The organism is Mesorhizobium ciceri biovar biserrulae (assembly GCF_001618845.1).
GTDB classification, from domain to species: domain Bacteria; phylum Pseudomonadota; class Alphaproteobacteria; order Rhizobiales; family Rhizobiaceae; genus Mesorhizobium; species Mesorhizobium ciceri.
In genome coordinates this window covers 5,134,763-5,159,287 of the sequence record NZ_CP015064.1, presented here as the reverse complement: position 1 = coordinate 5,159,287, position 24,525 = coordinate 5,134,763, and the positions used below count along the sequence as shown (strand labels likewise).

Annotated in this window: 22 protein-coding genes; 8 read left to right on the top strand and 14 right to left on the bottom strand. The window is 63.1% G+C overall.

Annotation, left to right across the window (positions count from 1 at the left end; genetic code table 11):
• Positions 1 to 157: 157 nt before the first annotated feature.
• From A4R29_RS24245 to A4R29_RS24215, 7 genes are all read left to right on the top strand, one after another.
• Positions 158 to 1,264 carry an ABC transporter substrate-binding protein gene (locus A4R29_RS24245; RefSeq protein ID WP_013529685.1) on the top strand — a complete coding sequence of 369 codons (1,107 nt, stop codon included), beginning with the start codon at positions 158 to 160 and terminating at the stop codon, positions 1,262 to 1,264.
• Positions 1,265 to 1,451: 187 nt separating this feature from the next.
• Positions 1,452 to 2,246, top strand: coding sequence for an ABC transporter permease (locus A4R29_RS24240; protein ID WP_224621361.1), 795 nt, complete (start codon positions 1,452 to 1,454; stop codon positions 2,244 to 2,246).
• Entirely contained in the window at positions 2,243 to 3,034 is a 792-nt protein-coding gene (locus tag A4R29_RS24235; RefSeq protein WP_013529687.1) for an ABC transporter permease, read from the top strand. The genes A4R29_RS24240 and A4R29_RS24235 overlap by 4 nt, the downstream gene beginning before the upstream one ends.
• 16 nt (positions 3,035 to 3,050) lie before the next feature.
• Positions 3,051 to 4,115 carry an ABC transporter ATP-binding protein gene (locus A4R29_RS24230; RefSeq protein ID WP_013529688.1) on the top strand — a complete coding sequence of 355 codons (1,065 nt, stop codon included), beginning with the start codon at positions 3,051 to 3,053 and terminating at the stop codon, positions 4,113 to 4,115.
• Between the two features lie 262 nt (positions 4,116 to 4,377).
• Positions 4,378 to 5,928 carry a cation:proton antiporter gene (locus tag A4R29_RS24225; RefSeq protein ID WP_027161381.1) on the top strand — a complete coding sequence of 517 codons (1,551 nt, stop codon included), beginning with the start codon at positions 4,378 to 4,380 and terminating at the stop codon, positions 5,926 to 5,928.
• A 166-nt stretch (positions 5,929 to 6,094) separates the two neighbouring features.
• Positions 6,095 to 6,997, top strand: a complete 903-nt coding sequence (locus A4R29_RS24220) for an endonuclease/exonuclease/phosphatase family protein (protein WP_063173059.1) — start codon at positions 6,095 to 6,097, stop codon at positions 6,995 to 6,997.
• Entirely contained in the window at positions 6,994 to 7,839 is an 846-nt protein-coding gene (locus A4R29_RS24215; RefSeq protein WP_013529691.1) for an EamA family transporter, read from the top strand. The genes A4R29_RS24220 and A4R29_RS24215 overlap by 4 nt, the downstream gene beginning before the upstream one ends.
• An 8-nt stretch (positions 7,840 to 7,847) precedes the next feature.
• On the opposite strand, the gene A4R29_RS24210 is transcribed toward A4R29_RS24215, so the two are convergent.
• The 14 genes from A4R29_RS24210 to A4R29_RS24145 form a co-directional block, all read right to left on the bottom strand.
• Positions 7,848 to 9,083, bottom strand: a complete 1,236-nt coding sequence (locus A4R29_RS24210) for an MFS transporter (RefSeq protein ID WP_082827588.1) — start codon at positions 9,081 to 9,083, stop codon at positions 7,848 to 7,850.
• Between the two features lie 146 nt (positions 9,084 to 9,229).
• Entirely contained in the window at positions 9,230 to 9,538 is a 309-nt protein-coding gene (locus A4R29_RS24205; RefSeq protein WP_013529693.1) for a Dabb family protein, read from the bottom strand.
• A 17-nt stretch (positions 9,539 to 9,555) separates the two neighbouring features.
• Positions 9,556 to 11,184: a GMC family oxidoreductase gene (locus tag A4R29_RS24200; RefSeq protein ID WP_063173795.1), complete on the bottom strand. Its 1,629-nt coding sequence runs from the start codon at positions 11,182 to 11,184 to the stop codon at positions 9,556 to 9,558.
• Positions 11,185 to 11,196: 12 nt separating this feature from the next.
• Positions 11,197 to 11,955, bottom strand: a complete 759-nt coding sequence (locus tag A4R29_RS24195) for a 3-ketoacyl-ACP reductase (protein WP_063173058.1) — start codon at positions 11,953 to 11,955, stop codon at positions 11,197 to 11,199.
• Complete coding sequence (locus A4R29_RS24190; RefSeq protein ID WP_063173057.1) at positions 11,952 to 13,454, bottom strand: GMC oxidoreductase; 1,503 nt, start codon at positions 13,452 to 13,454, stop codon at positions 11,952 to 11,954. Before A4R29_RS24190 ends, A4R29_RS24195 begins: the two co-directional genes overlap by 4 nt.
• An 88-nt stretch (positions 13,455 to 13,542) precedes the next feature.
• Positions 13,543 to 14,658 carry an ABC transporter ATP-binding protein gene (locus tag A4R29_RS24185; protein ID WP_063173056.1) on the bottom strand — a complete coding sequence of 372 codons (1,116 nt, stop codon included), beginning with the start codon at positions 14,656 to 14,658 and terminating at the stop codon, positions 13,543 to 13,545.
• Positions 14,659 to 14,662: 4 nt separating this feature from the next.
• Positions 14,663 to 15,607, bottom strand: coding sequence for a carbohydrate ABC transporter permease (locus tag A4R29_RS24180; protein WP_063173055.1), 945 nt, complete (start codon positions 15,605 to 15,607; stop codon positions 14,663 to 14,665).
• Entirely contained in the window at positions 15,604 to 16,560 is a 957-nt protein-coding gene (locus A4R29_RS24175; protein WP_024502750.1) for a carbohydrate ABC transporter permease, read from the bottom strand. The genes A4R29_RS24180 and A4R29_RS24175 overlap by 4 nt, the downstream gene beginning before the upstream one ends.
• Positions 16,561 to 16,664: 104 nt before the next feature.
• On the bottom strand, positions 16,665 to 17,918 hold the full coding sequence (locus tag A4R29_RS24170) for an ABC transporter substrate-binding protein (RefSeq protein ID WP_063173054.1): 1,254 nt from the start codon (positions 17,916 to 17,918) through the stop codon (positions 16,665 to 16,667).
• Between the two features lie 57 nt (positions 17,919 to 17,975).
• A complete protein-coding gene (locus A4R29_RS24165) occupies positions 17,976 to 19,487 on the bottom strand; it encodes an aldehyde dehydrogenase family protein (protein ID WP_063173053.1) in 1,512 nt (503 codons plus the stop codon).
• Between the two features lie 9 nt (positions 19,488 to 19,496).
• Positions 19,497 to 20,273: an enoyl-CoA hydratase/isomerase family protein gene (locus A4R29_RS24160; protein ID WP_063173794.1), complete on the bottom strand. Its 777-nt coding sequence runs from the start codon at positions 20,271 to 20,273 to the stop codon at positions 19,497 to 19,499.
• Positions 20,266 to 21,867: an acyl CoA:acetate/3-ketoacid CoA transferase gene (locus tag A4R29_RS24155; protein ID WP_063173052.1), complete on the bottom strand. Its 1,602-nt coding sequence runs from the start codon at positions 21,865 to 21,867 to the stop codon at positions 20,266 to 20,268. The genes A4R29_RS24160 and A4R29_RS24155 overlap by 8 nt, the downstream gene beginning before the upstream one ends.
• Positions 21,864 to 22,043, bottom strand: a complete 180-nt coding sequence (locus tag A4R29_RS24150) for a hypothetical protein (protein ID WP_063173051.1) — start codon at positions 22,041 to 22,043, stop codon at positions 21,864 to 21,866. Before A4R29_RS24150 ends, A4R29_RS24155 begins: the two co-directional genes overlap by 4 nt.
• Entirely contained in the window at positions 22,040 to 23,098 is a 1,059-nt protein-coding gene (locus A4R29_RS24145; RefSeq protein ID WP_024502745.1) for a LacI family DNA-binding transcriptional regulator, read from the bottom strand. The genes A4R29_RS24150 and A4R29_RS24145 overlap by 4 nt, the downstream gene beginning before the upstream one ends.
• Before the next feature lie 239 nt (positions 23,099 to 23,337).
• On the opposite strand from A4R29_RS24145, the gene A4R29_RS24140 reads away from it, so the two are divergent.
• Positions 23,338 to 24,492: a dihydrodipicolinate synthase family protein gene (locus A4R29_RS24140; RefSeq protein ID WP_063173050.1), complete on the top strand. Its 1,155-nt coding sequence runs from the start codon at positions 23,338 to 23,340 to the stop codon at positions 24,490 to 24,492.
• Positions 24,493 to 24,525 lie beyond the last annotated feature (33 nt).

Here is a 24,525-nt window from a genome sequence, read left to right as displayed (position 1 = left end):
GGAAAAAGAATCGCGGAGCGATTGCTACATCAGGTTAAAAAGAGTTTACTTTTTCGCACTGCGAGCAGCCGCTTTCACAAAGCTTTCATCTGGCTGTCACATGAAAACGATACCGCATCGCAGGCGTCCAACGGCGTCAGTTCAACGGAGAGAACACATGTTCAAGTTCACGGGGAAAGTGCTTTCCCTTTCGGCCGCGGCGCTTTTCGCGTCGACGGTGATTTCGTCCGCGGATTCGCTGGACGATCTCGTCAAGGCTGCCAAGGCGGAAGGCCAGCTCACCACCATCGCGCTGCCGCATGACTGGTGCGGCTATGGCGATGTCATCGCAGGTTTCAAGGCGAAATATCCGGAAATCACCGTCAACGAACTCAACCCCGACGCCGGCTCCGGCGACGAGGTCGAGGCGATCAAGGCCAACAAGGACAACAAGGGCCCGCAGGCGCCCGACGTCATCGACGTCGGCCTGTCCTTCGGCCCGACCGCCAAGGCCGATGGCCTGATCCAGCCTTACAAGGTGTCGACCTGGGACTCGATCCCCGACAGCGCCAAGGATGCCGACGGCTTCTGGTACGGCGACTATTACGGCGTTCTGTCGTTCATGGTGAACAAGGACCTGATCAAGGAATCGCCCACCGACTGGGCCGACCTCTTGAAGCCGGAATTCGCCAACGCGGTCGCTCTTGCCGGCGATCCGCGCGTTTCAAACCAGGCCATCCAGGCTGTCTACGCCGCCGGCCTTTCCGGTGGCGCTGCAGCCGGTGAAGCTGCCGGCACTGCTGGCCTAGACTTCTTCAAGAAGCTCAACGCCGCCGGCAATTTCGTTCCGGTCGTGGGCAAGCCGGCAACGCTTGCCCAGGGTCAGACCCCGATCCTGATCAACTGGGACTACAACGCGCTCGCCGGCCGCGACACGCTGAAGGGCAACCCGCCCGTCGACGTCATCGTGCCGAAGACCGGCGTCGTCGCCGGCGTCTACGTGCAGGCGATCAGCGCCTACGCGCCGCATCCGAATGCAGCCAAGCTGTGGATGGAATACCTCTACTCCGACGAAGGCCAGATCGGCTGGCTGAAGGGCTATTGCCACCCGATCCGCTTCAACGATCTCGCCAAGAACGGCAAGATCCCGGCGGACGTGCTGGCCAAGCTGCCGCCGGCGGAATCCTATGCCTCGGCCGCGTTCCCGTCGCTCGACGAGCAGGCTAAGGCCAAGGAAGCTATCAGCAAGAACTGGGACGCCACTGTCGGCGCCAACGTCAAGTAAGACTTGAAATCCACCGGGCGGCCGCGAGGCCGCCCGGTCCTTCCTCGAAGACGGTAGCCGGCGCATGACCGATCTCTCGCTTTCAAATCAGGCATTCGCCACCAAGCCGGTGCCGCCGAAGGAGGCGACCGCCTTCCGCTTGCCAACGCAATGGATCGGCGTGGCGCCGTTCTTCATCTTTGCCCTAATGTTCTTGATCCTGCCCACGCTCTATCTCGTCGTGGGAGCCTTCCGGAACGGTGAAGGCGGGTTCACGCTCGACAATATTCTGCAGCTGGTCAGCGATCCGTCGATCAGCAATTCCTACTGGTCTTCGATCAAGATCAGTTTCTGGTCGGCCATCATCGGGGCGTTTGCCGGGCTCGCCATCGCGATCGCGATCGTGCGCGGCGGACTGCCAAGCTGGACGCGCTCCGCGACCCTGACGTTTTCGGGCGTCGCCTCGAATTTTGCCGGCTTGCCGCTCGCCTTCGCGTTCCTGGCTACGCTCGGCCGTGTCGGTATCGTCACGACGCTTCTGCGTGACGTGCTCAACATCAACATTTACGCGATGGGCTTCAATTTTCTCACCACAACGGGCCTGATCGCGGTCTATCTGTTCTTTCAGATTCCCCTGATGGTGGTCATCATCGTGCCAGCCATCGACGGCTTGAAGAAGGAGTGGGGCGAGGCTGCGGCCACGCTCGGTGCCACGCAGGCGCAGTACTGGCGCATGGTTGTCATCCCTGTGATATGGCCGAGTTTTCTCGGTACGGTCATCCTGTTGTTTGCGAACGCCTTCGGCGCCATCGCCACCGCTTATGCGTTTGCCGGTCCGACGCTTAATATCGTTCCGATCAAGCTCTACTCGCAGATGAACGGCGACGTGCTGCACAACCCGCAACTCGCTTATGCCATAGCCTTTGGCATGATCGTCATCACCGGGCTTGCGAATGTCTTCTACATCTGGTTTCGGACTCGGTCCGAAAGGTGGCTCAAATGAAGTCGGGTAAGTTCTGGGCCTGGGTCGTCTTTGTTGTCGGGGCCGCCTATTTCTTTATTCCGTTGATGGCGACGGTCGAGTTCTCGCTGCGCATGCGGCGCGGCGTCCACTCCTTCGACGCCTATCAAGTCGTGCTGGGAGACGCGCGCTTCCAGTCAACTTTCCTTTTTTCAGTCATCGCTGCCCTCTGCACCATTATCCTGGGGGTGCTGATCGTGGTGCCGGCGGCATACTGGATCCGGCTGCGTCTGCCTCAGCTCAGGCCAATCGTCGAATTCATCACCCTTTTGCCGCTGGTCATTCCGGCAATCGTCATCGTCTTCGGCTATATCAGGATGTACGGCTCGAACTCGCCGCTGCCATTCTTGGCAAGCAATTGGGGTGCGAACGCGTTGCTTGTCATTGGCTATACGACGCTGTCTCTGCCTTACATGTATCGGGCCGTTGACACCGGTCTGCGCACCATCGATGTGCGTACGCTGACCGAAGCCGCGCAAATTCTGGGTGCGGGCTGGGGCACCATCATCACCCGCGTCATCCTGCCCAATGTGCTGATCGCGGTGCTGTCCGGCGCATTCCTGACTTTCGCCATCGTCATTGGCGAGTTTACAATGGCCAGCCTGCTCAGCCGTCCGGCTTTCGGCCCGTATCTGCAGAACATCGGCGCCAACCGTGCATACGAGCCCGCAGCCCTTGCAGTGATCGCCTTCGCCATCACCTGGGGCTGCATGTCGCTGATCCAGATCCTGTCCCGCTTCGCGCCGAAATCGGCGAACCGCCCAAATTGATCGAGAGAACCACGCCATGGCCGACCCATTCCTCTCCATCCAGCACGTTCGAAAATCTTTCGGCGCCACCACGGTGGTGGAGGATTTCAATCTCGACGTAGAGCGCGGCGAATTCGTCTCCTTCCTCGGGCCATCCGGCTGCGGCAAGACGACGGTGTTGCGCATGGTTGCCGGTTTCGAGGAGCCGAGCGCGGGCACGATCGTCGTCAGCGGCAAGGACATTACGAGACTGAAGCCCAACCAGCGCAATGTCGGCATGGTGTTCCAGGCCTATGCGCTGTTCCCGAACCTGACCGTGGCGCAGAATATCGGCTTCGGCTTGAAGGTCGCCGGCATGCCGAGGGCGGACATCGATGCCCGCGTCGCCGAGATGCTCGGCATCATCAAGCTGCCGCAGATGGCGGATCGCTATCCCTACCAGCTCTCGGGCGGCCAGCAGCAGCGCATCGCGCTAGCCCGCGCCATCGCGCCGAAGCCAAAGCTGCTGCTGCTCGACGAGCCGCTGTCGGCGCTCGACGCCAAGGTGCGCGTGTCGCTGCGCGAGGAAATCCGGTCGATCCAGAAGAAGCTCGGCATCACCACCATCTTCGTCACGCACGACCAGGAAGAGGCGCTGTCGATCTCGGACCGCATCGCCGTCATGTATGGCGGCAAGGCCGAGCAGGTCGGCACGCCATTCGAGATCTACAACCGGCCGGCAACCAAGTTCGTCGCCAATTTCGTCGGCACGCTGAATGTGCTGGAAGGCACCGTCACCGATGCCGCCGCGGGCACGGTGCGGGTCAATTCCGAACAGGTCTCGCTCAAGGGCAAGCTCAACGGTTCCAAGTCGGGCGACACGCTGTCCCTGGCGCTGCGTCCGGAAGCCATCTCGCTTGGGCGCCAGCCCGGCCGCGACTCCAGCCTTTCCGGAGAAATCTCCGAAGTGCATTTCCTCGGCTCGGTCATCCGGGTTCGTGTCGGCATCGGCGGCAACACGGTCTCGCTCGACACGTTCAACAGCCCGGCAACGCCGCCCCCCGCAGTTGGTGAGAAGGCCGAGATCTCGTTTTCTTCGAGCGATATGCTCGTGCTGCACTAGGCTGCTGCGCTTGTTTGGAATGAATGGCTGTATCCCGGTTAGCGAAGGGGGAAGGATGCTTCCGCCCGCGTGGCATGGGCTGCAGTGCAGGGAAGTCCGCGTTTAAGCGAGCCCCATATCAGATGATTTCAATGTCGGTGTGGACGGCGATTTGTCAGGAAGCAATTCGAGGTATTTTCTGCCGGCTCGAGCTTGCCGGGCAATCAACAATTTCCAGCCGCTTTGCCGCTGCCAGAATCTCGCTTCCCGGCTATAAGAGGCCATGGTTCTTTTCGAACTGACACTCGTTCTGCTGTTGATCGCCGTTGCGCTGACGGCGCTGTCGCGGCGCGTGCAGGTTCCTTATCCCTCTTTGCTGGCGCTGGCAGGGGTGGCCATCGCCTTCGTGCCTGGCGTGCCGACCATCGAGATCGACCCGGAACTGGCGCTTGCCCTGTTCATCGCGCCGGTGCTGCTCGACGCCGCCTATGACACGTCGCTGCGCGATCTCAACCGCTACAAGGTGCCGCTTGTGCTGCTGGCGCTTGGTGCCGTCCTTTTCACGACAGCGACGGTGGCGCTGGCCGGCTGGGCGATGGCAGGTCTGCCGATTGCCGCGGCCATAGCGCTTGGCGCCATCGTGGCGCCGCCCGATGCGGTTGCGGCATCGGCCGTGCTTGGCCAGTTCAAGGTGCCGCATCGCATCACTGCCATTCTGCAAGGCGAGAGCCTGCTTAACGACGCCACCGCGCTGCTGATTTACCGAATGGCGATTTCTGCGGCAGCAGGCTCCATTCTGCTGAGCAGCGCCGTTCCGATGATCCTGCTGTCCACGCTCGGCAGTCTTGCGGCCGGCTATCTGCTTGGCCGGTTGTCTCTGATGACGCTGGGCCGGATCGAGGACCCGGCGAGCGGCACTGTGGTGCAATTTGCCGGCACGTTCGGGGTCTGGATCCTGGCCGACAGGATCGGACTGTCGGCCATCATCACCATAGTCGTCTATGCCATGACGATCGCCCGCACCGCGCCGCGCCGCATGCCGGCCAGAAACCGCATCAGCTCTTATTCCGTCTGGGAAACGGCGGTCTTCGTGCTCAATGTTCTGGCTTTCGTGCTGATGGGCCTGCAGGCGCGTACGATCGTCGGCCGGCTTGCCGGGCAGGGGCAGACCGATGCGTTCGTCCTGGCCGGGACAGTGCTCGCCATCGTCATCGTCTCACGCTTCGTCTGGGTTCTGGGGTGCGGCGCGATCATCAGGTGGTTTGACCGTTTCGGCGTGGCTGATCGTCAGCGTGACGCTCCGTCGTTTCGTGGCGGCGTGCTGATCGGCTGGTGCGGGATGCGCGGTTTGGTGACGCTTGCGGCGGCATTCGCCCTGCCGGCTGAATTCCCGGCCCGCGACCCGATCGTGCTCGCTGCCTTCACGGTCGTCCTCGGCACGCTGGTGCTGCAAGGCATGAGCCTGAAGCCGCTGCTGCGCCTTTTGAATCTCAATCCTGACGAAACGGTCGATCGCGAGGTTGCGCAGGCGCGCGTTGTGGTCATGCAGGCGGCGCTCGACATATTGAGCGGCAAGACATCGGACGCTGCGGCCGCGGTGCGCGAGCAATATGCCGCTCAACGCAAGATCGCCAAAAACCCCGACGATGCCCAGGCGGCGACCGAATATGACCGCTTGCGTCTTTATGCGATCAAGAGCCAGCGCGACGCGCTGGAGGAATTGCGCCGCAACGGGACGATTGGCGACGAAGCCTATCATCGCCTTGAGGAAGAGATCGATTGGACCGAACTGGCCGCGTCGCCACCCGGCCGGTTCCAGCCGCTGAATACTTGAGGCATCGCACGCCGTTTTCCGGCGCACGGAAAATACCGAAGTGCTTCGGGATCGGTGCATGATCCCGGTCAGGGGCAAGGCTGGTCCAAGCCACGTCCATTCTCCTGCACATTGCAACCGTGGCATCGAACCGCTACTGCCAACACGAAATTGAGCCGGATAAGCAATGAAGCTGGTCAGCTACAACATCCAGTACGGGTTCGGCAGCGACGGGCGCTACGATCTTTCGCGCGCCGCGCGCATCGTTGCCGGCGCCGACGTCATTGCACTGCAGGAAGTCGAGCGTCACTGGCAGCGCAGCAATTTCGACGATCAGCCGGAACTGCTTTCCAGCCTGCTGCCCGACTATCACTGGGTCTATGGCCCGGCCTTCGACATGGACGCCAGCGAGCGGCATGACGGCCGTCTGGTCAACCGGCGCCGCCAGTTCGGCACCATGGTGCTGTCGAAACTGCCGATCGTCTGGTCGCGGCTGCATGCGCTGCCGATGCGCCGCACGCAGCGGCCGCTCAACACCCGCAATGCAGCACTTGAATGCATGATCCGCACGCCGGCAGGGCCGGTGCGGGTGTTGTCGCTGCATCTCGCCCATATCGCGGTCGAGGAGCGGCTGGAGCAGATCGACTATCTCCTGGCCGAGCATCGCCGGGCACCGTCCGACGGCGGGCCGTGGAGCGGCGTCGACGACGAGCCCACGCGCAACTGGACCAGCGGCGAAGCGGAGCCGGAAAACCCGCTGGCGGCGATCTGGATGGGCGATTTCAACATGGAGCCGGGCAGCGCCGAATATCGCCACATCGTCGGCAGCACGCCCTACCATCGGGGTGCCGCCTATCTCAGCGGTTTCGTCGATGCCGCCGCCGTTGCCGGGGAGCCGGTTCCGGACTTCCATACCCATGTGAAGACCATCGACGGCAGATTGGCAAAGCGCCGGCTCGACCATTGCTTCGTCGGCGGCATGTTCGCCGGGCGGGTGCGTTCGATCGGTGCCGATATCGGCGAGGTTGCGTCGGATCATTTTCCGTTGCGGGTCGACATCGACCTGGAAACGCCCGGCATTGCCACATGACGCTTTTCGTCTTTTTCGCAGTGCTTGCCGCCGCTGCCATGCACGCGATCTGGAATGCGCTGGTCAAGGTTCATCTCGACCGCTTCCTGTCGATCACGCTGATGACGCTCGGCATGGGCGCGGCGGCACTCGTGGTGCTGCCCTTCGTCGAAGTGCCGAAGGCGGAGGTGTGGCCCTACATCATCGCCTCCGTCATTTTCCACATGGGCTACCGCACCTTCCTGATCGGCGCCTACAAGGCCGGCGATTTCGCCCAGACCTATCCGCTGGCGCGGGGCACCGCACCTCTGCTCTCGGCCTTTGGCGGCATGTTCGTCGTTGCCGAGATTCCCGGCCCGTTCGCCATGCTCGGCATCTTCCTGTTGTCGGCCGGCACGCTGGTGATGTCGTTTCGTGGCGGCGCACATCTGGAAAAACTCAATCTGCGCGCGGTCGGTTTTGCACTGGGCACTTCCATCTTCATTGCCAGTTACACGCTGTCCGACGGCAGCGGCGCACGGCTGGCGGCAACCGCGCAGAGCTATGCAGCCTGGCTGTTCATCTGCGATGCTTTTGGCGCCTTGGTGCTGTGCCTCATCTTCCGCGGGCCGAAGGCGCTGCCGGTGTTGGCGCGCGACTGGAAGGCAGGGCTGTTCACGGGCGTGCTCAGCGGCGCCGCCTACTGGATCGTCATGTGGGCGATGACCAAGGCGCCGATCGCCTCCGTGGCCTCGCTGCGCGAAACCTCGATCCTGTTTGCCATGATGATCTCGGTCTTCGCTCTCGGCGAAAAAATGACCGGCTGGCGCGGTGCCGCCGCGCTCAGCATCGTCGCCGGTGTCGTTGCGCTCAGGCTCGGCTGATTTCGACCCTAATTGAGTACGGTCATCAACTGGCCACGTCGTTCCGGACTGAAACGTATGACGACGATGATGCAGATGGCGACCACGCCTGCGAACAGCGCCAGGGCATAGCCATAGCTGCCTCCGGCGCTTTCCGCGATTCCTGCCTGATAGGGGCCGCCATAGGACGCGGCGAGATTGCCCGCCTGATAGATAAAGCCGGGCAAGGTCGCCCGCACCGCCCCGGGCGAAAGCTCGTTGAGGTGCACGGGGATGACGCCCCAGGCGCCCTGGACCGCGACCTGCATGACGAAGGCGCCGATGGCGAGCATGAACGGCGTGGTCGAGTAGGCCCATAGCGGGATCGACGGCAAGGCGATCAGGCAGGCCAGCGTGATGGCGTTGACGCGGCCGATCTTTTCGGACAGCGCGCCGAACGCCAGGCCGCCGACGATGGCGCCGATATTGGCGACGATGGTGATCCAGCTCACCGTATGCGGATCGAAGCCGTGCTGCTTCTTCAGGAAGGTCGGGTAGAGGTCCTGCGTGCCATGACTGAAGAAATTGAAGAACATCATCAGCACGACGGCATAGAGCGCGACACCCCAGTGTTTCTGCAGGGTTTCCCACATGCCCGGTCGAGCCGTCTTCTGCGCTTCGACGAAGGCCGGCGATTCCGGTACATGCGAGCGGATGAAGAGCACAATCAGCGCCGGCACGAAGCTGAGCAGGAACATGGCGCGCCAGCCGATCGTGTAGCCGCCGATCGTCTGCTCATAGAGCAGGCCATAGACCACCGCCGCCAGCAGATAGCCGGCCGGATAGCCGCATTGCAGGATGCCGGAGATCATGCCGCGTGCGCTCGGCGGAATGGATTCCATGGCCAGCGAACTGCCAAGCCCCCATTCGCCGCCCATGGCGATGCCGAACAGCGCACGCAGGGCGAGGAAGATGCCGAGATTGGGCGAGAAGGCGGCCAGCGCGCCGATCACCGAATAGCTCACGATGTTGAGCATGAGGATCGGCTTGCGCCCGTATTTGTCGGCAAGCATGCCGAAGAAGAACGCGCCGATGAAGCGTGTGGCCAAGGTCAGGAACAGCGCCTTGGAGGCCGCGGGCACGTCGGCGTGGAATTCGGTCGCGATATCGGTGAGCAGGAATGTCAGAAGGAAGAAATCGAAAGCATCGAGCGTCCAGCCCAAGAACGAGGCGAGGACGGTCTTCTTCTGCTGCGAATTAAGGGGCAAATCTTCCTCCTCCACCATCATCGATGTGAGGAATTATCAGCCAGTTCAGGGAAGACCGGTGGTCACTTTTTCGCGCGGCTCATTTGATCGAACGCCCGCTGAGGTGCAATGAGGAGCGACCGGTGCCATCTGTCGATGAACTCGATCGTGGCTTGACGGTGAGTCTAGATTTCGAGATCAAACACCATCAGCCCGTCCGTGCCGCCTTCCAGGGCAGCGACCAGGCGTGCGCCGGCGCGCTGGTGCGCTTCATGCACAAGATAGGCATCGCGCGCGGCAGCATCGCGGAAGTCGATGGTGAAGCCATGGGTGAAGCCGCGTGCGAACGGCTCCGGGCTGACATTGGCGCTGAATTTTACGGCGTCCATGCCGTCGATCAGCTGTCGCAGCGCCTCGAGATCGGCATGGACCGCCGTGCGCTCGGTAGCGGCGACATCATTGCGAAACCTAGCGAAAACACAGTGCCTGATCATGTCTTGCTCCTCAGCGGCTAAGCAGCCCGGTTTCCGGAAAACACCGCCGGCGGCAGCGGCTCGCGGCCGAGGACCAGATCGGCTCCTTTTTCACCGACCATTATTGTCGGCGCATTGGTGTTGGATGAAGGCACGCGCGGCATCACCGAGGCGTCGCAAACGCGCAGGCCCTCGATGCCGCGCAACCGCAGATCCGGTGTCACCACGGCCATGTCGTCATGGCCCATGCGGCAGGTGCCAACCGGGTGATGGTCGGTTTTGGAGGTACGGCAGGCATAGTCGAACAGCTCGTCGTCGCTGGCGAGCGACGGCCCGGGCAGCACTTCGCGCAGCACGTAAGGGGCAAGCGCCTTCTGTCGCATGATCTGGCGCGCCAGTCGCAGCCCCTTGATCGACATGGCGCGGTCATAGGGATCGGACCAGTAGTTCGGATCGATCAGCGGGTGGTCGGACGGGTCGGCACTCTTCAGCCGCACCGTGCCGCGTGAGCGCGGCCGCAGGAAGGCCGAGTTCAGGGTGACACCCGGATTGTTCAGCTTCTCGACGCCGGCCTCGATGCCGGATCCCAAGCCGAGATGGAACTGAATGTCGGGCGAGGCGGCCGTCGGGTCGGCGTACCAGAAGCCGCCGGTCTCGAACAGGCTGGAGGCCACCGGGCCTTTCTTCAGCAGCAGATATTGCAGACCGGCCCAGGCCGTGCGGTGCAGCTTGGCGTAGTTGTCATAGGTGTGATCGCCGGTGCATTCGGCGATGACGAACAAATCGAGATGGTCCTGCATGTTGGAGCCGACGCCGGGCAGGTCATGCACCGGCGTCACGCCGACCGACTTCAGATGGTCTGCGGGGCCGATCCCCGACTGCATCAGGAGTTTCGGCGAGCCGATGGCGCCGGACGAGACGATCACCTCGCGTTCGGCGCGCAGGATTTTCTTCTCGCCGCCCGGCCTGTCGACCACCTCGACGCCGATAGCGCGACCGTTCTCGACGACGATGCGCGTCACCAGCACATCGGTTCGGAGGGTCAGGTTCTTGCGGCTGCGGATCGGCTTCAAATAAGCGACCGAGGCGGAGGAGCGTCGGGCATCCTTCTGGGTCAGCTGGTAGTAGCCGACGCCTTCCTGGGCAGCGCCGTTGAAGTCCGGGTTGAAGGGGATGCCCATCTCCTGGCCGGCACGGAAATAGGCCTCGCAGATAGGCAGCGGCGCAATCGGGTTGGACACGCCGAGCGGGCCCTGGTCGCCATGAAAGTCGTTGGCGTAGCGCTGGTTGTTTTCGGCGCGCTTGAAATAGGGCAGCACGTCGCGATAGCCCCAGCCGGCGAGGCCTTCTTCCTTCTCCCAGGCGTCGTAGTCGCGGGCATTGCCGCGCGTGTAGATCTGCGCGTTGATGGACGAGCCGCCGCCGACCACCTTGGCCTGCGTGTACCAGAAGACGCGGTCCTTCATGTGCTTTTGCGGCACGGTCGACCAACCCCAGGAAGCAATGCCTTTGGTCATCTTGGCGAAGCCCGCCGGCATGTGGATGTAGGGGTGCCAGTCCTTGCCGCCGGCTTCCAGCAGCAGGACCGAATTGCTGGGATCTTCGCTCAGCCGGTTGGCCATAACGCAGCCGGCAGGACCGGCGCCCACGATGATATAGTCAGTCATTTCCTGATCCATTCATAGCCGTGGCACCGAGAGCGCGCCGTCGACATTGATGATCGAGCCGGTCGAAAAGCCGAGCTTGCCGCCGGCGAGCGTCGCCACCACCGCGCCGATGTCCGATGCTTCGCCCCAGCGTTTGGCCGGAACCAGGCCGCCGTCGATAAGGGCGTCATATTTGGCGGTCACGCCTGAGGTCATGTCGGTGCGGATGATGCCGGGCCGGACTTCGAAGACGCCGATGTTTTCAGGCGCAAGCCGCAACGCCAGGTTCTTCACCCACATCGAAAGCCCGGCCTTCGAGATGCAGTAGTCCGGCCGTTCCGGCGACGCCATTTCAGCACTGACCGAGGTGATGGTGATGATGGATCTCTGATCGCCTGGCGCAGCCAGCATCGCCTTGGCGACAGCCTGGCTGAGGAAGACGGTGCCGCGCAGGTTGATGCCCAGCGTGCGATCGAAATTCTCCGGCTTGAGGTCCAAGAGGTCGCCGCGCATCACGGCGCCGACGCCGGCATTGTTGACCAGGCAGTCGATGCGGCCGAAGGCGCGCATCGCGGCATCGACAAGTGCTGTATGGGTGTCGAGGTCCGCGATGTCGCACCTGACATAGGCGAATTTTGCGCCACGCTTGGCGATGTCGGGGGCAAGTCCGTCAGCGGCTGTTTCGGCAAGGTCGGCGACCAGAATATCGAAGCCGGCATCCGCCAGTGCCTGGGCGCAGGCGAGGCCGATGCCGCGCGCGCCGCCGGTGACGATGGCGGCGGGGCGGGTCATGCGGCGAGGTCCGTCTTGCGGATGTGGTCACCAACGCGCAGCGCTTGGGCTGCAATCGACAGCGCTGGGTTGACCGCCGCCGAGTTCGGCAGGAAACCGGCGTCGACGACGAACAGGTTCCGGTGGTCGAAGGAGCGGCAGTAGGGGTCGAGCGCCGCCGTCGCCGGATCGTCGCCCATCTTGATCGTGCCGCATTGATGCGACGGCGTGCGCTTGTCGAAGGGGCGCGACAGCACGATGGGATAGCCGCAGGCGCGGAAGTTTTCGCGCATTACCTTGTTCAGCCCGTCGAGCGACTGCATGTTGGAGCGCCGCCACTGCATGACGATGTCCTTGCCGTCGACCATGATGCGGCTTTCCGGGTCGGGCAGGTCTTCGCACATAAGGTACCAGTCGACGGCGTGGCCGGCCATGAAGTCGAGCGCGAATCCCGGCGTGTACTTGACATTGGCCCGCAGCATGTTGCCGTCGATCTTGCCGAGCAGTTGGACGTTCCCCAGCGGCTTACCGCCCTTGCCGTCGGACAGATAGTAGTCGTTGAGCATCAGCGTCTTCTGGTAGACGGCATCGTTGCGGCGGCGCGGATCGATCGCCAGCATGGCGCTGGAATTGTGGTTCATGAAATTGCGCCCGACCTGATCGGAGCGGTTGGCAAGGCCCTTGCCATCAGGAGACGGTGATCGCAGCAGGATGACGGCGGAATTGACCGCGCCAGCGGAGAGGATGACCAGTTTCGGCGCGACCTTTTTCAGCTCACCATTCTGCCGATAGTGGATGGCAGCAATGGTTTTGCCGTCGGTCGATGCCTCCAGGTACTCGACATAACAGCCGGTCTCGAGCCGGATGTTGGTGTCCTTCAGGGCCGCCGTCAGCGGTCCTGTCTGCGCGTCGACCTTGCCCTGGCCTGTGTTGGGAAACGCGTCCCAGCCGGTCTTGCCCTCTTTCAGCCAGGTGTCGATGTCGACGCCGAGCGGCAGCGAGGCCGGATGCAGGCCGAGGTTTTTCAGCTCGGCGCGGGCGCGGGCGATCGGCGCCTCGTCGGGCACCGGCTTGTAGGCGTAGGGGATCGAATGGAACGGCTCGGTCGGATCCCCGCCCAGTGCACCGCGCACGCGAAACAGCTGTTCGGCTTTCGAATACCAGGGCTCGAATTCCTCATAGGAGAACGGCCATGCCGGCGAGACCCCGCCAAAGTGCTCCATGGCGGCGAAATCTTCCTTGCGGTAGCGGATCAGCACCGCGCCATAGAACTTCGAATTGCCGCCGACATAATAATAATTGCCGGGGTTGAAGGCGGCGCCGCCGGCCTCACGCCACATCTCCTTCGGCCTATAATGGCCGTCGACGAAGATCGAGCGCGTGTCGCGCGCGTGCGGCGTCGCCGGCAACGGCTCGCCGCGCTCGAGCATCAAGATCGAGGCGCCGCTGCCGGCAAGGCCGGAAGCGATCGTGGCGCCGCCGATGCCGGAGCCGATGATGACGATGTCCGGATTTCTCATGGCCTAAATCGCGTCCCGACGCGCTTTAGTTTTTTGTTTTGATGCATGTCGTTGCCCCAAAACCGGATCCACTTTTGGGCGACATACATCAGCGAATACGGGTCTCGGTCGCCGGATCGAAGAACACCGCCTTTGTCAGGTTGAAGGCGAGCGGCGTGTTGGTGCCCGGCTGAATGTTGGCGTCGGCGCGCAGCCGCGCCACCACGCCCTTGCCGCCGAGATTGGTGACGGCGAAGGTGTCCGAACCTGCCGGCTCGACGACCTCGATGTGACAGTCCGCGGTTGCGATGTGCGAGGCGTTGCGCTCGGCACCTTCCGGATCGGTCAGGGCTTCGGGACGGACACCGAAGATGATCGGCTTGCCCTGGAATGCCGACAGGCCCGCCGGCGCATTGGCCATCGGCAGGTTGATCGGCTCGCGCGCCTCGCGCTGCAGCACGACGGACAACTCATTGCCTGACGTACCGATCGTCGCCGGGATCAGGTTCATCGCCGGCGAGCCCATGAAGTCGGCGACGAAGAGATTGCTCGGGTTGTTGTAGATTTCGGCCGGCGTGCCGAACTGCTGCACCTCGCCGTCGCGCATCACGGCGATCTTGGTCGCCAGCGTCATCGCCTCGATCTGGTCGTGGGTGACGTAGACGATGGTGGTGCCGGTGGTGGCATGCAGGCGCTTGATCTCGATGCGCATGTCGACGCGCAGCTTGGCGTCGAGGTTGGACAAAGGCTCGTCGAAAAGGAACAGTTTGGGGTCGCGCACCAGCGCCCGGCCCATGGCGACGCGCTGGCGCTGGCCGCCCGAAAGCTGGCTCGGCTTGCGCTGCAAGAGGTGGCCGATCTGCAGCACCTTGGCCACCTTGTCGATCGCCTTCTGGCGCTCCGCCGCCGGCACGCCGCGCATCTCCATGCCGAAGGAGATGTTTCCGGCCACCGTCATGTTCGGGTAGAGCGCATAGCTCTGGAACACCATGGCGATGTCGCGCTTGGAGGGGTGCAGATCGTTGATGGCGCGGCCGTCGACACGGATTTCGCCCGAGGTGATCGTCTCCAGGCCGGCGATGGTGTTGAGCAAAGTGGACTTGCCGCAGCCGGAAGGGCCGACCAGCACCAGGAAGCCGCCTTTCTCCAGTTCGACATCGATCCCTTTCAGGATCTCGACCTGGCCGAAGCGCTTTCTCAGACCATCAATTTCCAGAAAAGCCATCAGATCATCCTTTGACGGCGCCAGCCATGAGACCGCGCACGAAATAGCGGCCGGCGAGCACATAGACGAGAAGGGTGGGCAGTGCCGCGATCATCGCGGCGGCCATGTTGACGTTGTATTCGACGACGCCGGTCGAGGTGTTGACGACGTTGTTGAGCGCCACCGTCATCGGCATCGCGTCGCCGGTGCCGGCGTAAGCCGAGGCGAACAGGAAGTCGTTCCAGATGTTGGTGAACTGGTAGATGACGGTGACGACGAAAATCGGCATCGAGTTCGGCAGCATGATGCGGCGGAATATCCGGAAGAAGGAGGCGCCGTCGACCTGTGCCGCCTTGACCAGTTCGGTCGGAAACGCCTCGTAGTAGTTGCGGAAGAACAGCGTGGTGAAGCCGATGCCGTAGACGACGTGGACGAAGACCAGGTTGACCGTCGGGTTGCCGAGACCGAAGCTCGTTCCGACGGAGTTCTGCAGTGTGACGCCGAAGCGGCCGAGGCTGCCGAGGATGGTCGCCATCGGCAACAGCACCGACTGGAACGGAATGAAGCAGGCAAACAGCATCAGCCCGAACACCAGCGTTGCGCCGCGGAAACGCCATTTCGTCAGCACGTAGCCGTTCAGCGCGCCCAGCATGGTCGAGATCAGAACGGCCGGAACCACCATCTTGATGGAGTTCCAGAAATAGCCCTTGATGCCGGCGCAGGTGAGGCCGACGCAGGTCTCGCCCCACGCCTTCAGCCACGGGTCGAAGGTCGGCGCCTTGGGCAGCGCCAGCATGTTGCCGTTCTGGATCTCGTCCATGGTCTTGAACGAAGTCACCAGCATGACGAACAGCGGCATCAGGTAAAACAGCGCAAACAGCGCCAGCAGCCCGTAGATGACGATGCGGTTGAGGGTCTTGACGTTGACGCCGCCGGAGGCCTGGCGGGCGGGAGTGGTGACGGCGCTCATCGCGGCTTCTCCCGCAGTTCCGAATAGAGATAGGGCACGATGATGGCGACGATGGTCATCAGCATGATCACCGCACTGGCCGAGCCGACGGCCATTTCGTTGCGCTTGAACGTGTACTCATACATGAAGTTGGACGGCAGCCACGCCGAGCCGCCGGGCCCGCCGCTGGTCAGTGCGACCACGAGATCGTAGGACTTGATGGCGAGGTGCGCGAGCACGATGAAGGCCGACAGGAAGATCGGCCGCAGCAGCGGGATGACGATGCGGCGATAGAGCTGGAAGGTGGTGGCGCCGTCGATCTGCGCGGCCTTCATGATCTCGCCGTCGATGCCGCGCAGGCCGGCCAGGAACATCGCCATGATGAAGCCGGAGGCCTGCCAGACGCCGGCAATGACCACCGTGTAGATGACGAAATCCTTGTTCTTGATCCAGTCGAAATGGAAGCTCGTCCAGCCCCACTGATGCAAGGTCTGCTCGAGACCTAGGCCGGGATCCAGGAACCATTTCCAGGCGACGCCGGTGACGATGAAGGACAGCGCCATCGGGTAGAGATAGATCGGCCTCAACACGCCTTCGCCGCGGATCTTCTGGTCGAGCAGGATGGCCAGGAACAGGCCGAGCGCCAGGCAGATTGCGATGTAGAGGAAACCGAAAATACCCATATTGGTGATCGACGTGTACCAGCTCGACGGCGGGTCGGTGTCGAAGGTCCAGCCCCACAGCCGCTGATAGGCGCGCGAGCCGGTTAGGACATAGGATGGGAAGGTCTTGGAATTGGTGAAGGACAGATAAATCGTCCACAGGATGAAGCCATAGACGAAGACGATGGTGATGGCGAAGCTCGGCGCCAGCACGATCTTCGGCAATGCGTCCTGCAGGCGCGAGCGCACCGAGGCGCGTGGCCGCGCATGCTCCGGCGTCAGCTTGATCTGGCTTGTCGCTACCGTGCTCATGGGGCTCCTCCCGTCGACTCGCGGCCAACCAGCTTCGCGGATCTGTGTTCGCGGATCTGGGCCTTCCCCGCCGGAGCGGGGAAGGCGTTTTTGGCGCGTGGCGCTTACTTGGCGTCGTCGATCGCCTTGACCAGCTCGGTCACGGCTTCGTCCGAGGTCTTGATCTGACCATGGACGAATTTGGAGACGACATCCTTATAGGCATTGGCGACCGCCGGAGGCGCGCCATAGCCCTGGGCCAGCGAGCCGAACAGCGTGCCGCCTTCATTGGCTGCCTTCAGGTCGGCGATGCCCTTCTTGCCGCAAGCGTCGAAGTCGGTGTCCGGAACGTCGGTACGGGCCGGAACCGAACCCTTGACGACGTTGAAGGCCGACTGGAAGCTCTTCGACAGGGTGGCGGTGGCCAGTGCGACCTGGGCGGCCTTGCGGTCGTCGGGAACATTGAACATGCCGAACATGTCGGAGTTGTAGATCACCGAGCCGTCGGTGCCCGGGAAGCGATAGCACAGGAAGTCCGTGCCCGGGGTCTTCTTGGCGGCGTGGAACTCGCCCTTGGCCCAGTCGCCCATGACCTGCACCAGGGCATCGCCCTTGATGACCATGGCGGTGGCAAGGTTCCAGTCGCGGCCCGAGAAGTTCGGGTCGACATAGGTGACGAGCTTGGCCAAATTGTCGAACGACTTCTTCATCGTGTCGGACTTCAGGGACTCGTCATCGAGGTCGTTGAAGGCCTTCTTGTAGAACTCGGGTCCGCCGGTCGACAGCACGACGGAGTCGAACATGGTGGCTTCCTGCCAGTTCTGGCCGCCGAGAGCGAGCGGGATCACGCCTGCCGCCTTGGCCTTGTCGAGCAGGGCAACGAAGTCGTCGAAGGTCTTCGGCTCGGTGCCGCCGATCTTGTCCAGGACGGCCTTGTTGATCCACAGCCAGTTGACCGAGTGAACGTTGACCGGCGCCGCGACCCACTTGCCGTCATAGACCGAAAACTTCTGCAGGGCTGCCGGAACGGACTTGTCCCAGCCTTCCTTCTTCGCCGTTTCGGTCAGGTCGCCCATGACGCCGGCGGCTGCATAGTCGAGCACGGTGTAGCCGAGCATCTGCGAGGCGGTCGGATAATTGCCGGCTGCGACCATCGCCTTCAGCGCGGTCATGGCGGCATCGCCGCCGCCGCCGGCCACCGGCACGTCCTTCCAGGCATAGCCTTCCTTGGCCAGATCACCCTTGAGGACGTTGAGAGCAGCCGCTTCGCCGCCCGAGGTCCACCAATGCAGCATCTGGACTTCCTTGACGTCCTCGGCGTGGGCCGCGAAAGCCAGGCCCGACGCGAGAGCCGTTCCGATAAGCAGTTTGCGCAACATGTACTTCCTCCCTTGTTGCATTACACGACCGGCGGATGCCGCCGGGTTCTTCTCAACTCAGCCGACCCACCACCCGGTGCGCTGGCCGCGATGAAACTGGATTGTCTTTTCCTCGGTATAATCCTCGACGGCGCGTTTGCCGAGTTCGCGTCCGAGACCGGACTGCTTGTAGCCTCCGAAAGGCAGCTCGGGATAACCTTCCATGAACGTGTTCACCCAAACGGTTCCCGAACGCACGCCGCGCGCGACCGACATGCAAGTGTCGATGCTGGCGCTCCACACGCCTGCCGACAAACCATAGGGCGTGTTGTTGGCGATGTGCAACGCCTTTTCAATCGATTCAAAAGTCAGCACCGAGAGCACCGGGCCGAACACTTCCTCGCGCGCTATGGCCATGTCCTCGGTGACGCCGCGGATGATGGTGGGATCGAGGTATTGACCGATATTGGAGGCCAATTGCTTGCCTCCGCTGTAGATGCTGCTGCCCTCGGTCGCGGCTGCCGCAACGTAACCGGCCACCTTGGCCAAATGGTCGGACGAGATCATCGCGCCGACTTTGGTTTGGTCATCGAGCGGATCGCCGACCGTGACCCTGGCGGTAAGCGCCTTGACGGCGCTGAGAAAATCGTCGGCGATCGCCTCGTGCACGATCAGCCGGCTGCCGGCATTGCAGCACTCGCCGGCATTGAAGAAGCCGCCGAACACCGCCGCATCGGCGGCCGCTTCGAGGTCGGCGTCCTGGAAGACGATCTGGCCGTTCTTGCCGCCGAGCTCCATCGAGACTTTCTTCAGCGACTGCGCGGCGGATGCCATCGTCATCTTGCCGACGCGGGTGGAGCCGGTGAACGAGACCATTTCGACCAGCGGATGGCTGACCATCGGCGCACCGACATCGGCGCCAAGTCCGGCCAGGATATTGACGGCGCCGGCGGGCAGGCCGGCCTGCATCAGGATGTCGCCGAGCACGAAGGTCGAGGCCGAGGTCATTTCGCTCGGCTTGACCACCGCCGTGCAGCCGGCGGCGAGCGCGAAGGGCAGTTTCTGGCTGACGATCAGGAACGGGAAATTCCACGGGGTGATGATCGAGACGACGCCGATCGGTTCGCGCAGGACGACACCCAGCATGGCGTCGCCGAGATTGGCGTAGGTTTCACCATGCAGCGTACGGGCAAGCGAGGCGGCATAGCGCCAGATGTCGACGGCGCCGCCGATCTCGCCGCGTGCCTGGGCGATCGGTTTGCCCGATTCCAGTGCGTCGAGCCGGGCGATGTCTTCCAGCCGGCCCTCGATCAGATCAGCTGCCTTGAGCAGGATCGCGGCACGTTCGGCCGCCTTCATGCGCGGCCATGGACCCGTTTCGAAAGCCCTGTGGGCGGCAAGCACAGCGGCTTCCACTTCGGCCTCACCGGCCTGCGCATAGTGCGAGACGGTGAAGCCGTGGCCGGGGCTGTTTCGAGCAATCGTGCGGCCGTCGCGGGCATCGACATGCTTGCCGTCGATCAGCAGCTTGTAGCCTTTCGGGGCTTCGGCCGCCTCGGCCGGCATGGCGATCTTCAGGGGTGCGTTCATATGTTTGCTCTAGGATCTCGAAAAGGCCGGCTTCTGCTTGGCCTTGAAGGCATCGACGCCGGCCTTCAGATCGCCGGTCAGGGCGATGAAGCCGCTGGCCAGCGCTTCGGTGGCGGCGGCACTTTCCTCGCCTTCGGCGACCGCGATCATCAGCTTGGCGGCTTCCGTCGCCAGCGGGCCGCGCTCGGCGATCTTTTCCGCCCACGCCTTTGCTTCGTCGTGTGCGTTGCCAGTTGCGACCACCCGGTCGACGATGCCCAGGGCGAGTGCCTCGGGGGCGAGAAAGATCTCGCCGCCCAGCGCCATGCGGCGCACCGTCTGCGCGCCGAAGCGGCGCACGGCGCGCTGCGTACCGGACCAGCCGGGCACGACGCCAATCGAGGTTTCCGGGAAGCCTAATTTCACTTGTGTTTCCGCCACGCGCAAGTCGCAAGCCGCAGCCAGTTCCAGGCCGCCGCCCAGCGCATGGCCGGACAGGACGGCGATTGTCGGCTGCCGCAGCCGCGCCAAGCGGTCGAAGACGCGGTGGCCGTAGCGCACCCACTGCACCTGGAAATCGGCGGCACTCATCTGCGCCCAGGCTTCGACATCGCCACCGGCGCAAAAGCCCTTGCCTTCGCCGCGCAGCAGCACGACGCGGACGCCCTCGGCCATCTCGGCCGCGTCGAGCGCCGTCTCTAGCGCCCGCAGCATCGGAATGTCCAGTGCGTTGAATTTCTCCGGCCGGCGCAGCGTGATGGTACCGATGGCGCCATCCTGCTCGAAGGTGACGAGAGGCTCAGCCACGCGCGCCTCCGACCGAGGCGCCGCCATTCAGCGACAGGCCTATCGGTTGCTCCTGATAGAGGGCTGCCGGTGTCGTCTTGAGGTCCCTGGCAACGCCCAACGGAATTTCCGACTGGGCCAGCACATCCCGCTGCAGATCGATGCCGGGTGCGAGTTCTGTGACGACCAAGCCCTCCGGCGTTAGCTTCATCACGCAGCGTTCGGTGACATAGGTGATGTCCTGTCCCTGCGCCACCGCGCGCTTGCCCGAAAACGAGATGTGCTCGACTTCGTTGACCACCTTCTTGACCTTGCCCTCGTGGTCGATGCGGATGCCGCCATCGGCCAGAGACAGTTTGGCGCCGGCATTGAAGAAGCCGGAGAAGACGATCTTCTTCGCCCGTGCGGTGATGTCGACAAAGCCGCCGGCGCCGGCGGTGACATGCGGCCGCGCCGAAAGCTTCGAAACATTCACAGAGCCGTGTCGATCGATCTGCAGGAAGGACAGCAGCGAGGCGTCGAAGCCGCCGGCCTGGAAATAGATGAACTGGTGCGGCGAGGGCATGAAGGCGTCGGCGTTCGATGAGCAGCCGAATTTGAAGTCGAGCAGCGGCACGCCGCCGACCGCGCCCTGTTCGATCACCCAGGTAATTTTGCCGTGCTGGCCTTCCTCGAGAAGGATGCGCGGCACATTGGCGGAAATGCCGAACCCGATGTTGACGGCCATGCCGTCGCGCAACTCCATGGCGACGCGGCGCGCGATCACCTTCTGCACGTTCATCTCCGGCGTGCGGAAGCTCGACAGCGGCCGGAAGATTTCTCCGGAGATCGCCGGGTCGTAGGGTGTCAGCGTCGTCTGCAATTGGTCGGGCGCGACGACGATATGGTCGACCAGAACGCCGGGCACGCGCACGTCATGCGGTTTCAGCGTGCCGTTCTCGACGACGCGCTTGACCTGCGCGATGACGATGCCGCCATTGTTGCGGGCGGCGAGCGCCTGTTCCAGTCCGCCGAGATAGGCGCCCTCATGCTCGTAGGTGAGGTTGCCGCGCTCGTCGGCCGACGTGGCGCGGATGATCGACACCTGCGGCACGATAGAGCGGAAATAGAGCCATTCCTCGCCGTCGAACTGCTGCACCGAAACGATCGGCTCGCTGGCGGCGTCGTTCATGGCGCAGCCCTGGTGGCGCGGGTCGGCGAAGGTGTCGAGACCGACTTTGGTCAGCACGCCCGGCCGCTTGGCCGCGGCTTCGCGGTGCATATCGAACAGGATGCCGGACGGCACGTTGTAGGCGGCGACCGAATTGTCGCCGATCATCTTCCAGATCTGCGGCGGTTCGGAAGAGGAGGGGCCGGACGGGTAGGAGCCGCACAAGGTACGCTTCAGCAGTCCCGGCTTGGCCAGATGGTCGATGCCTTTGATGCCATACATGTCGCCGGCTGCGATCGGGTGCAGCGTGGTGATGTTCTTCGGATGGCCTTCTGCGTCGAAGCGTTCGCCGATCGCGGCGAGCACCGCATCGGGGCAGCCGAGGCCGCTCGACGAGGACACCGACACGACCATGCCGTCCTTGACCAGGCCGGCTGCCTGCGCCGCGGAGACCACCTTGCTCAATTCATACTCCCGAATTCAGGGTCGATTGCGACCGCCTTGCCTGATTTCGCGGTTTGCAATGCTGCTTCGGTTGACGCCGATGACCAGATGCTGTCCTCGCCTTGCGCGCGGATGGCGTTGATCATGAACTGCCTGACGATCGTGCTGGCGCCGATCAAGCTCCATTTGACGCTCATGCAGCGCCTCCCGAACCGGCCGCCCTGTTTCGAATGCGGCGATCCGGGCCGCAGCTTTCCCTGACCACCAGATTGACCGCGCCGATATGGTCTTCGGCCCGTGTGGTGCGTGACTGGATCATTTTCAACATGACATGGGCGGCGCGTTCGCCGAGGCCCGCCGAGTCCACCGCGACGCTGGTCAGAGCCGGCATGTAGTGCTCGGCCTCGGCCACATCGTCGAAGCCGACGATGGCGAAATCAACTCCCGGCTCAAGCCCGCGCTTGCGCAGCGCCAGCATGGCGCCAAAGGCGACGGCGTCGTTGAAGCAGAGTGCCGCGGTCGGCGGTTCAGCCATTGCGAGAGCAGTTTCGAGGCATGCGATACCACCTCTGCGGCTGGTCTCTCCCTCGACGACCAATGCGTCGCGGTCAGAGATGCCCTGCGTCTCGCAGGCTTCGCGAAATCCGCCAAGCCGCTCGTGATAGACGACGAGATCGGACGAGCCGCCGAAGAAGACCAGCCGGCGATGTCCCTTGCCGATCAGATGAGCGGTGGCGAGATAGGCGCCGCGATGATTGTCGGGCGCGATGACCGGAATGCGGCTCTCGGGAAGCCGGCGCATGGCGAAGACCACCGGCAGACCTGCCGTCTCGATCCGCCTGAAGGCGCCCGGAGTCGTGCCGCGAGCCGGCGACACGATGAGGCCGGCGACGCCTTGCTCCATCAGCGACTTCAGCACTTCTTCCTGGCGCACCGGATTTTCCGCCGTGTTGGCGATGAACGGCACGATGCCGGCCGACTGGAAGACCCGCTCCATGCCAACCGCCAGCTCCGCGAAGAAAGGATTGGTGAGATCGTTGATGACCATGCCGATGACGTTGGAGTGCGCCTTGCGCAGATTGGCGGCGCCGCGGTTGTAGACGTAACCGACATCCTCGATCGCCTTGCGCACCTTGCTCGCTGTTTCGGGCCGGATCAGTCCGCTGCCCTGGAGCACGAGCGATACCGTCGATTTGGACACGCCCGCTTCGCGGGCGATGTCGAATATCGTCGCCTTGGCCCGGTTGGCCATCCAGATGCATCCTCCCGACTGCAGGCTCAAAACTATTGGAACGTTCTAATCTCTGCTCCGCTCGTGAGTCAATCGGGATTTTTCCCGCGCCTCCAACATCGATTGTGCGTACTCAAATGGCATGCTCCGTAAGGCTTTCTTGTTGCAATGCAGCATTTCATCCTGCAGGGAGTTCGAATCTTAAAGGTCCTTGATTTATTGGAACGTTCCATTTAGTAGCGTTGCGAAGGGAGAGATGGATGGACATTTCCTTGCCTGGTGAGGGTGTCGGCAGCACCCGGTATACGCTGGTTGGCGAGCCCGTGCAGCCTGACATCGGCGCGCGATTTTCGCGTATCGCCTATGCCGCCGCGCACGTCGTTGCCGATCCGCTCGCCATGACCGATCCGTGGTCCAGACCGGTGATCGACTGGGAGGGGACGATGGCGTTCCGTCACCATCTGTGGCGGCTGGGCTTCCGCATCGCCGAAGCGATGGACACGTCGCAGCGTGGCATGGGCTTCGACTGGGCAAACGCGCAGGAATTGATCCGCCGCTCGATCGCCGAGGCGCGCACGGTCGATGGCGCCGATCTCGCCTCGGGCGCCGGCACCGACCATCTGGCGCCCGCCGCCGCCAAAACAATCGATGACGTCATCAAGGCCTATGAAGAGCAGTTCGCTTTTATCGAAGGGCTCGGCGGCAAGGCGATCATGATGGCCAGCCGGGCGTTGGCGGCAGTTGCCAAAGGGCCGGACGACTATGTCAGGGTCTACGACCGCATCCTGTCACAGTCCTCCGGCAAGGTCATCCTGCACTGGCTGGGCGACATGTTCGATCCGGCGCTCAGGGGGTATTGGGGCAGCGAGAATTTCGAGGTCGCTCTCGATACAGTCGTTGCCATCATCGAATGCCACGTTGGCAAGGTGGAGGGGATAAAAATCTCACTGCTCGATGCCGGCAAGGAGGTCGCGCTGAGAAACCGTCTGCCGGACGGCGTCGTCATGTTCACCGGCGACGATTTCAATTATCCCGAACTGATCGCCGGCGACGAGAAAAGGCACTCGCACGCATTGCTGGGTATTTTCGACGCCATCGCGCCGGTCGCCAACGCGGCGCTGGCGAAACTGGCGGAAGGCGACCGCGCCGGCTTTGACGCGTTGATGGCACCAACCGTGCCGCTGTCGCGAAAGATCTTCGAGGCGCCGACCGAGTATTACAAGGCCGGCATCGTCTTCATGGCCTGGCTGAATGGCCATCAGGATCATTTTGCGATGGTCGGCGGTATGCAGTCGGCGCGCGGCATCCGTCACTATGCCGACGTGTTCCGCCTTGCCGACCAGGCCGGATTGCTGGCCGATCCGGAACTGGCGGTGACCAGGATGAAGAGCCTTTGCACCGTCGCGGGCGTTTGAAGCGCGCAAAGTGGTTCTCATCATCGACGTAAC

Coding starts and splice junctions, on each gene's coding strand:
- A4R29_RS24150 (WP_063173051.1), bottom strand. CDS start 22,043: ATGAGCGTCAAATGGAGCTTGATCGGCGCCAGCACGATCGTCAGGCAG.
- A4R29_RS24185 (WP_063173056.1), bottom strand. CDS start 14,658: ATGGCTTTTCTGGAAATTGATGGTCTGAGAAAGCGCTTCGGCCAGGTC.
- A4R29_RS24235 (WP_013529687.1), top strand. CDS start 2,243: ATGAAGTCGGGTAAGTTCTGGGCCTGGGTCGTCTTTGTTGTCGGGGCC.
- A4R29_RS24170 (WP_063173054.1), bottom strand. CDS start 17,918: ATGTTGCGCAAACTGCTTATCGGAACGGCTCTCGCGTCGGGCCTGGCT.
- A4R29_RS24190 (WP_063173057.1), bottom strand. CDS start 13,454: ATGAGAAATCCGGACATCGTCATCATCGGCTCCGGCATCGGCGGCGCC.
- A4R29_RS24210 (WP_082827588.1), bottom strand. CDS start 9,083: ATGGTGGAGGAGGAAGATTTGCCCCTTAATTCGCAGCAGAAGAAGACC.
- A4R29_RS24195 (WP_063173058.1), bottom strand. CDS start 11,955: ATGACCCGCCCCGCCGCCATCGTCACCGGCGGCGCGCGCGGCATCGGC.
- A4R29_RS24140 (WP_063173050.1), top strand. CDS start 23,338: ATGGACATTTCCTTGCCTGGTGAGGGTGTCGGCAGCACCCGGTATACG.
- A4R29_RS24145 (WP_024502745.1), bottom strand. CDS start 23,098: ATGGCCAACCGGGCCAAGGCGACGATATTCGACATCGCCCGCGAAGCG.
- A4R29_RS24225 (WP_027161381.1), top strand. CDS start 4,378: ATGGTTCTTTTCGAACTGACACTCGTTCTGCTGTTGATCGCCGTTGCG.
- A4R29_RS24230 (WP_013529688.1), top strand. CDS start 3,051: ATGGCCGACCCATTCCTCTCCATCCAGCACGTTCGAAAATCTTTCGGC.
- A4R29_RS24165 (WP_063173053.1), bottom strand. CDS start 19,487: ATGAACGCACCCCTGAAGATCGCCATGCCGGCCGAGGCGGCCGAAGCC.
- A4R29_RS24175 (WP_024502750.1), bottom strand. CDS start 16,560: ATGAGCACGGTAGCGACAAGCCAGATCAAGCTGACGCCGGAGCATGCG.
- A4R29_RS24215 (WP_013529691.1), top strand. CDS start 6,994: ATGACGCTTTTCGTCTTTTTCGCAGTGCTTGCCGCCGCTGCCATGCAC.
- A4R29_RS24200 (WP_063173795.1), bottom strand. CDS start 11,184: ATGACTGACTATATCATCGTGGGCGCCGGTCCTGCCGGCTGCGTTATG.
- A4R29_RS24240 (WP_224621361.1), top strand. CDS start 1,452: ATGTTCTTGATCCTGCCCACGCTCTATCTCGTCGTGGGAGCCTTCCGG.
- A4R29_RS24245 (WP_013529685.1), top strand. CDS start 158: ATGTTCAAGTTCACGGGGAAAGTGCTTTCCCTTTCGGCCGCGGCGCTT.
- A4R29_RS24180 (WP_063173055.1), bottom strand. CDS start 15,607: ATGAGCGCCGTCACCACTCCCGCCCGCCAGGCCTCCGGCGGCGTCAAC.
- A4R29_RS24220 (WP_063173059.1), top strand. CDS start 6,095: ATGAAGCTGGTCAGCTACAACATCCAGTACGGGTTCGGCAGCGACGGG.
- A4R29_RS24205 (WP_013529693.1), bottom strand. CDS start 9,538: ATGATCAGGCACTGTGTTTTCGCTAGGTTTCGCAATGATGTCGCCGCT.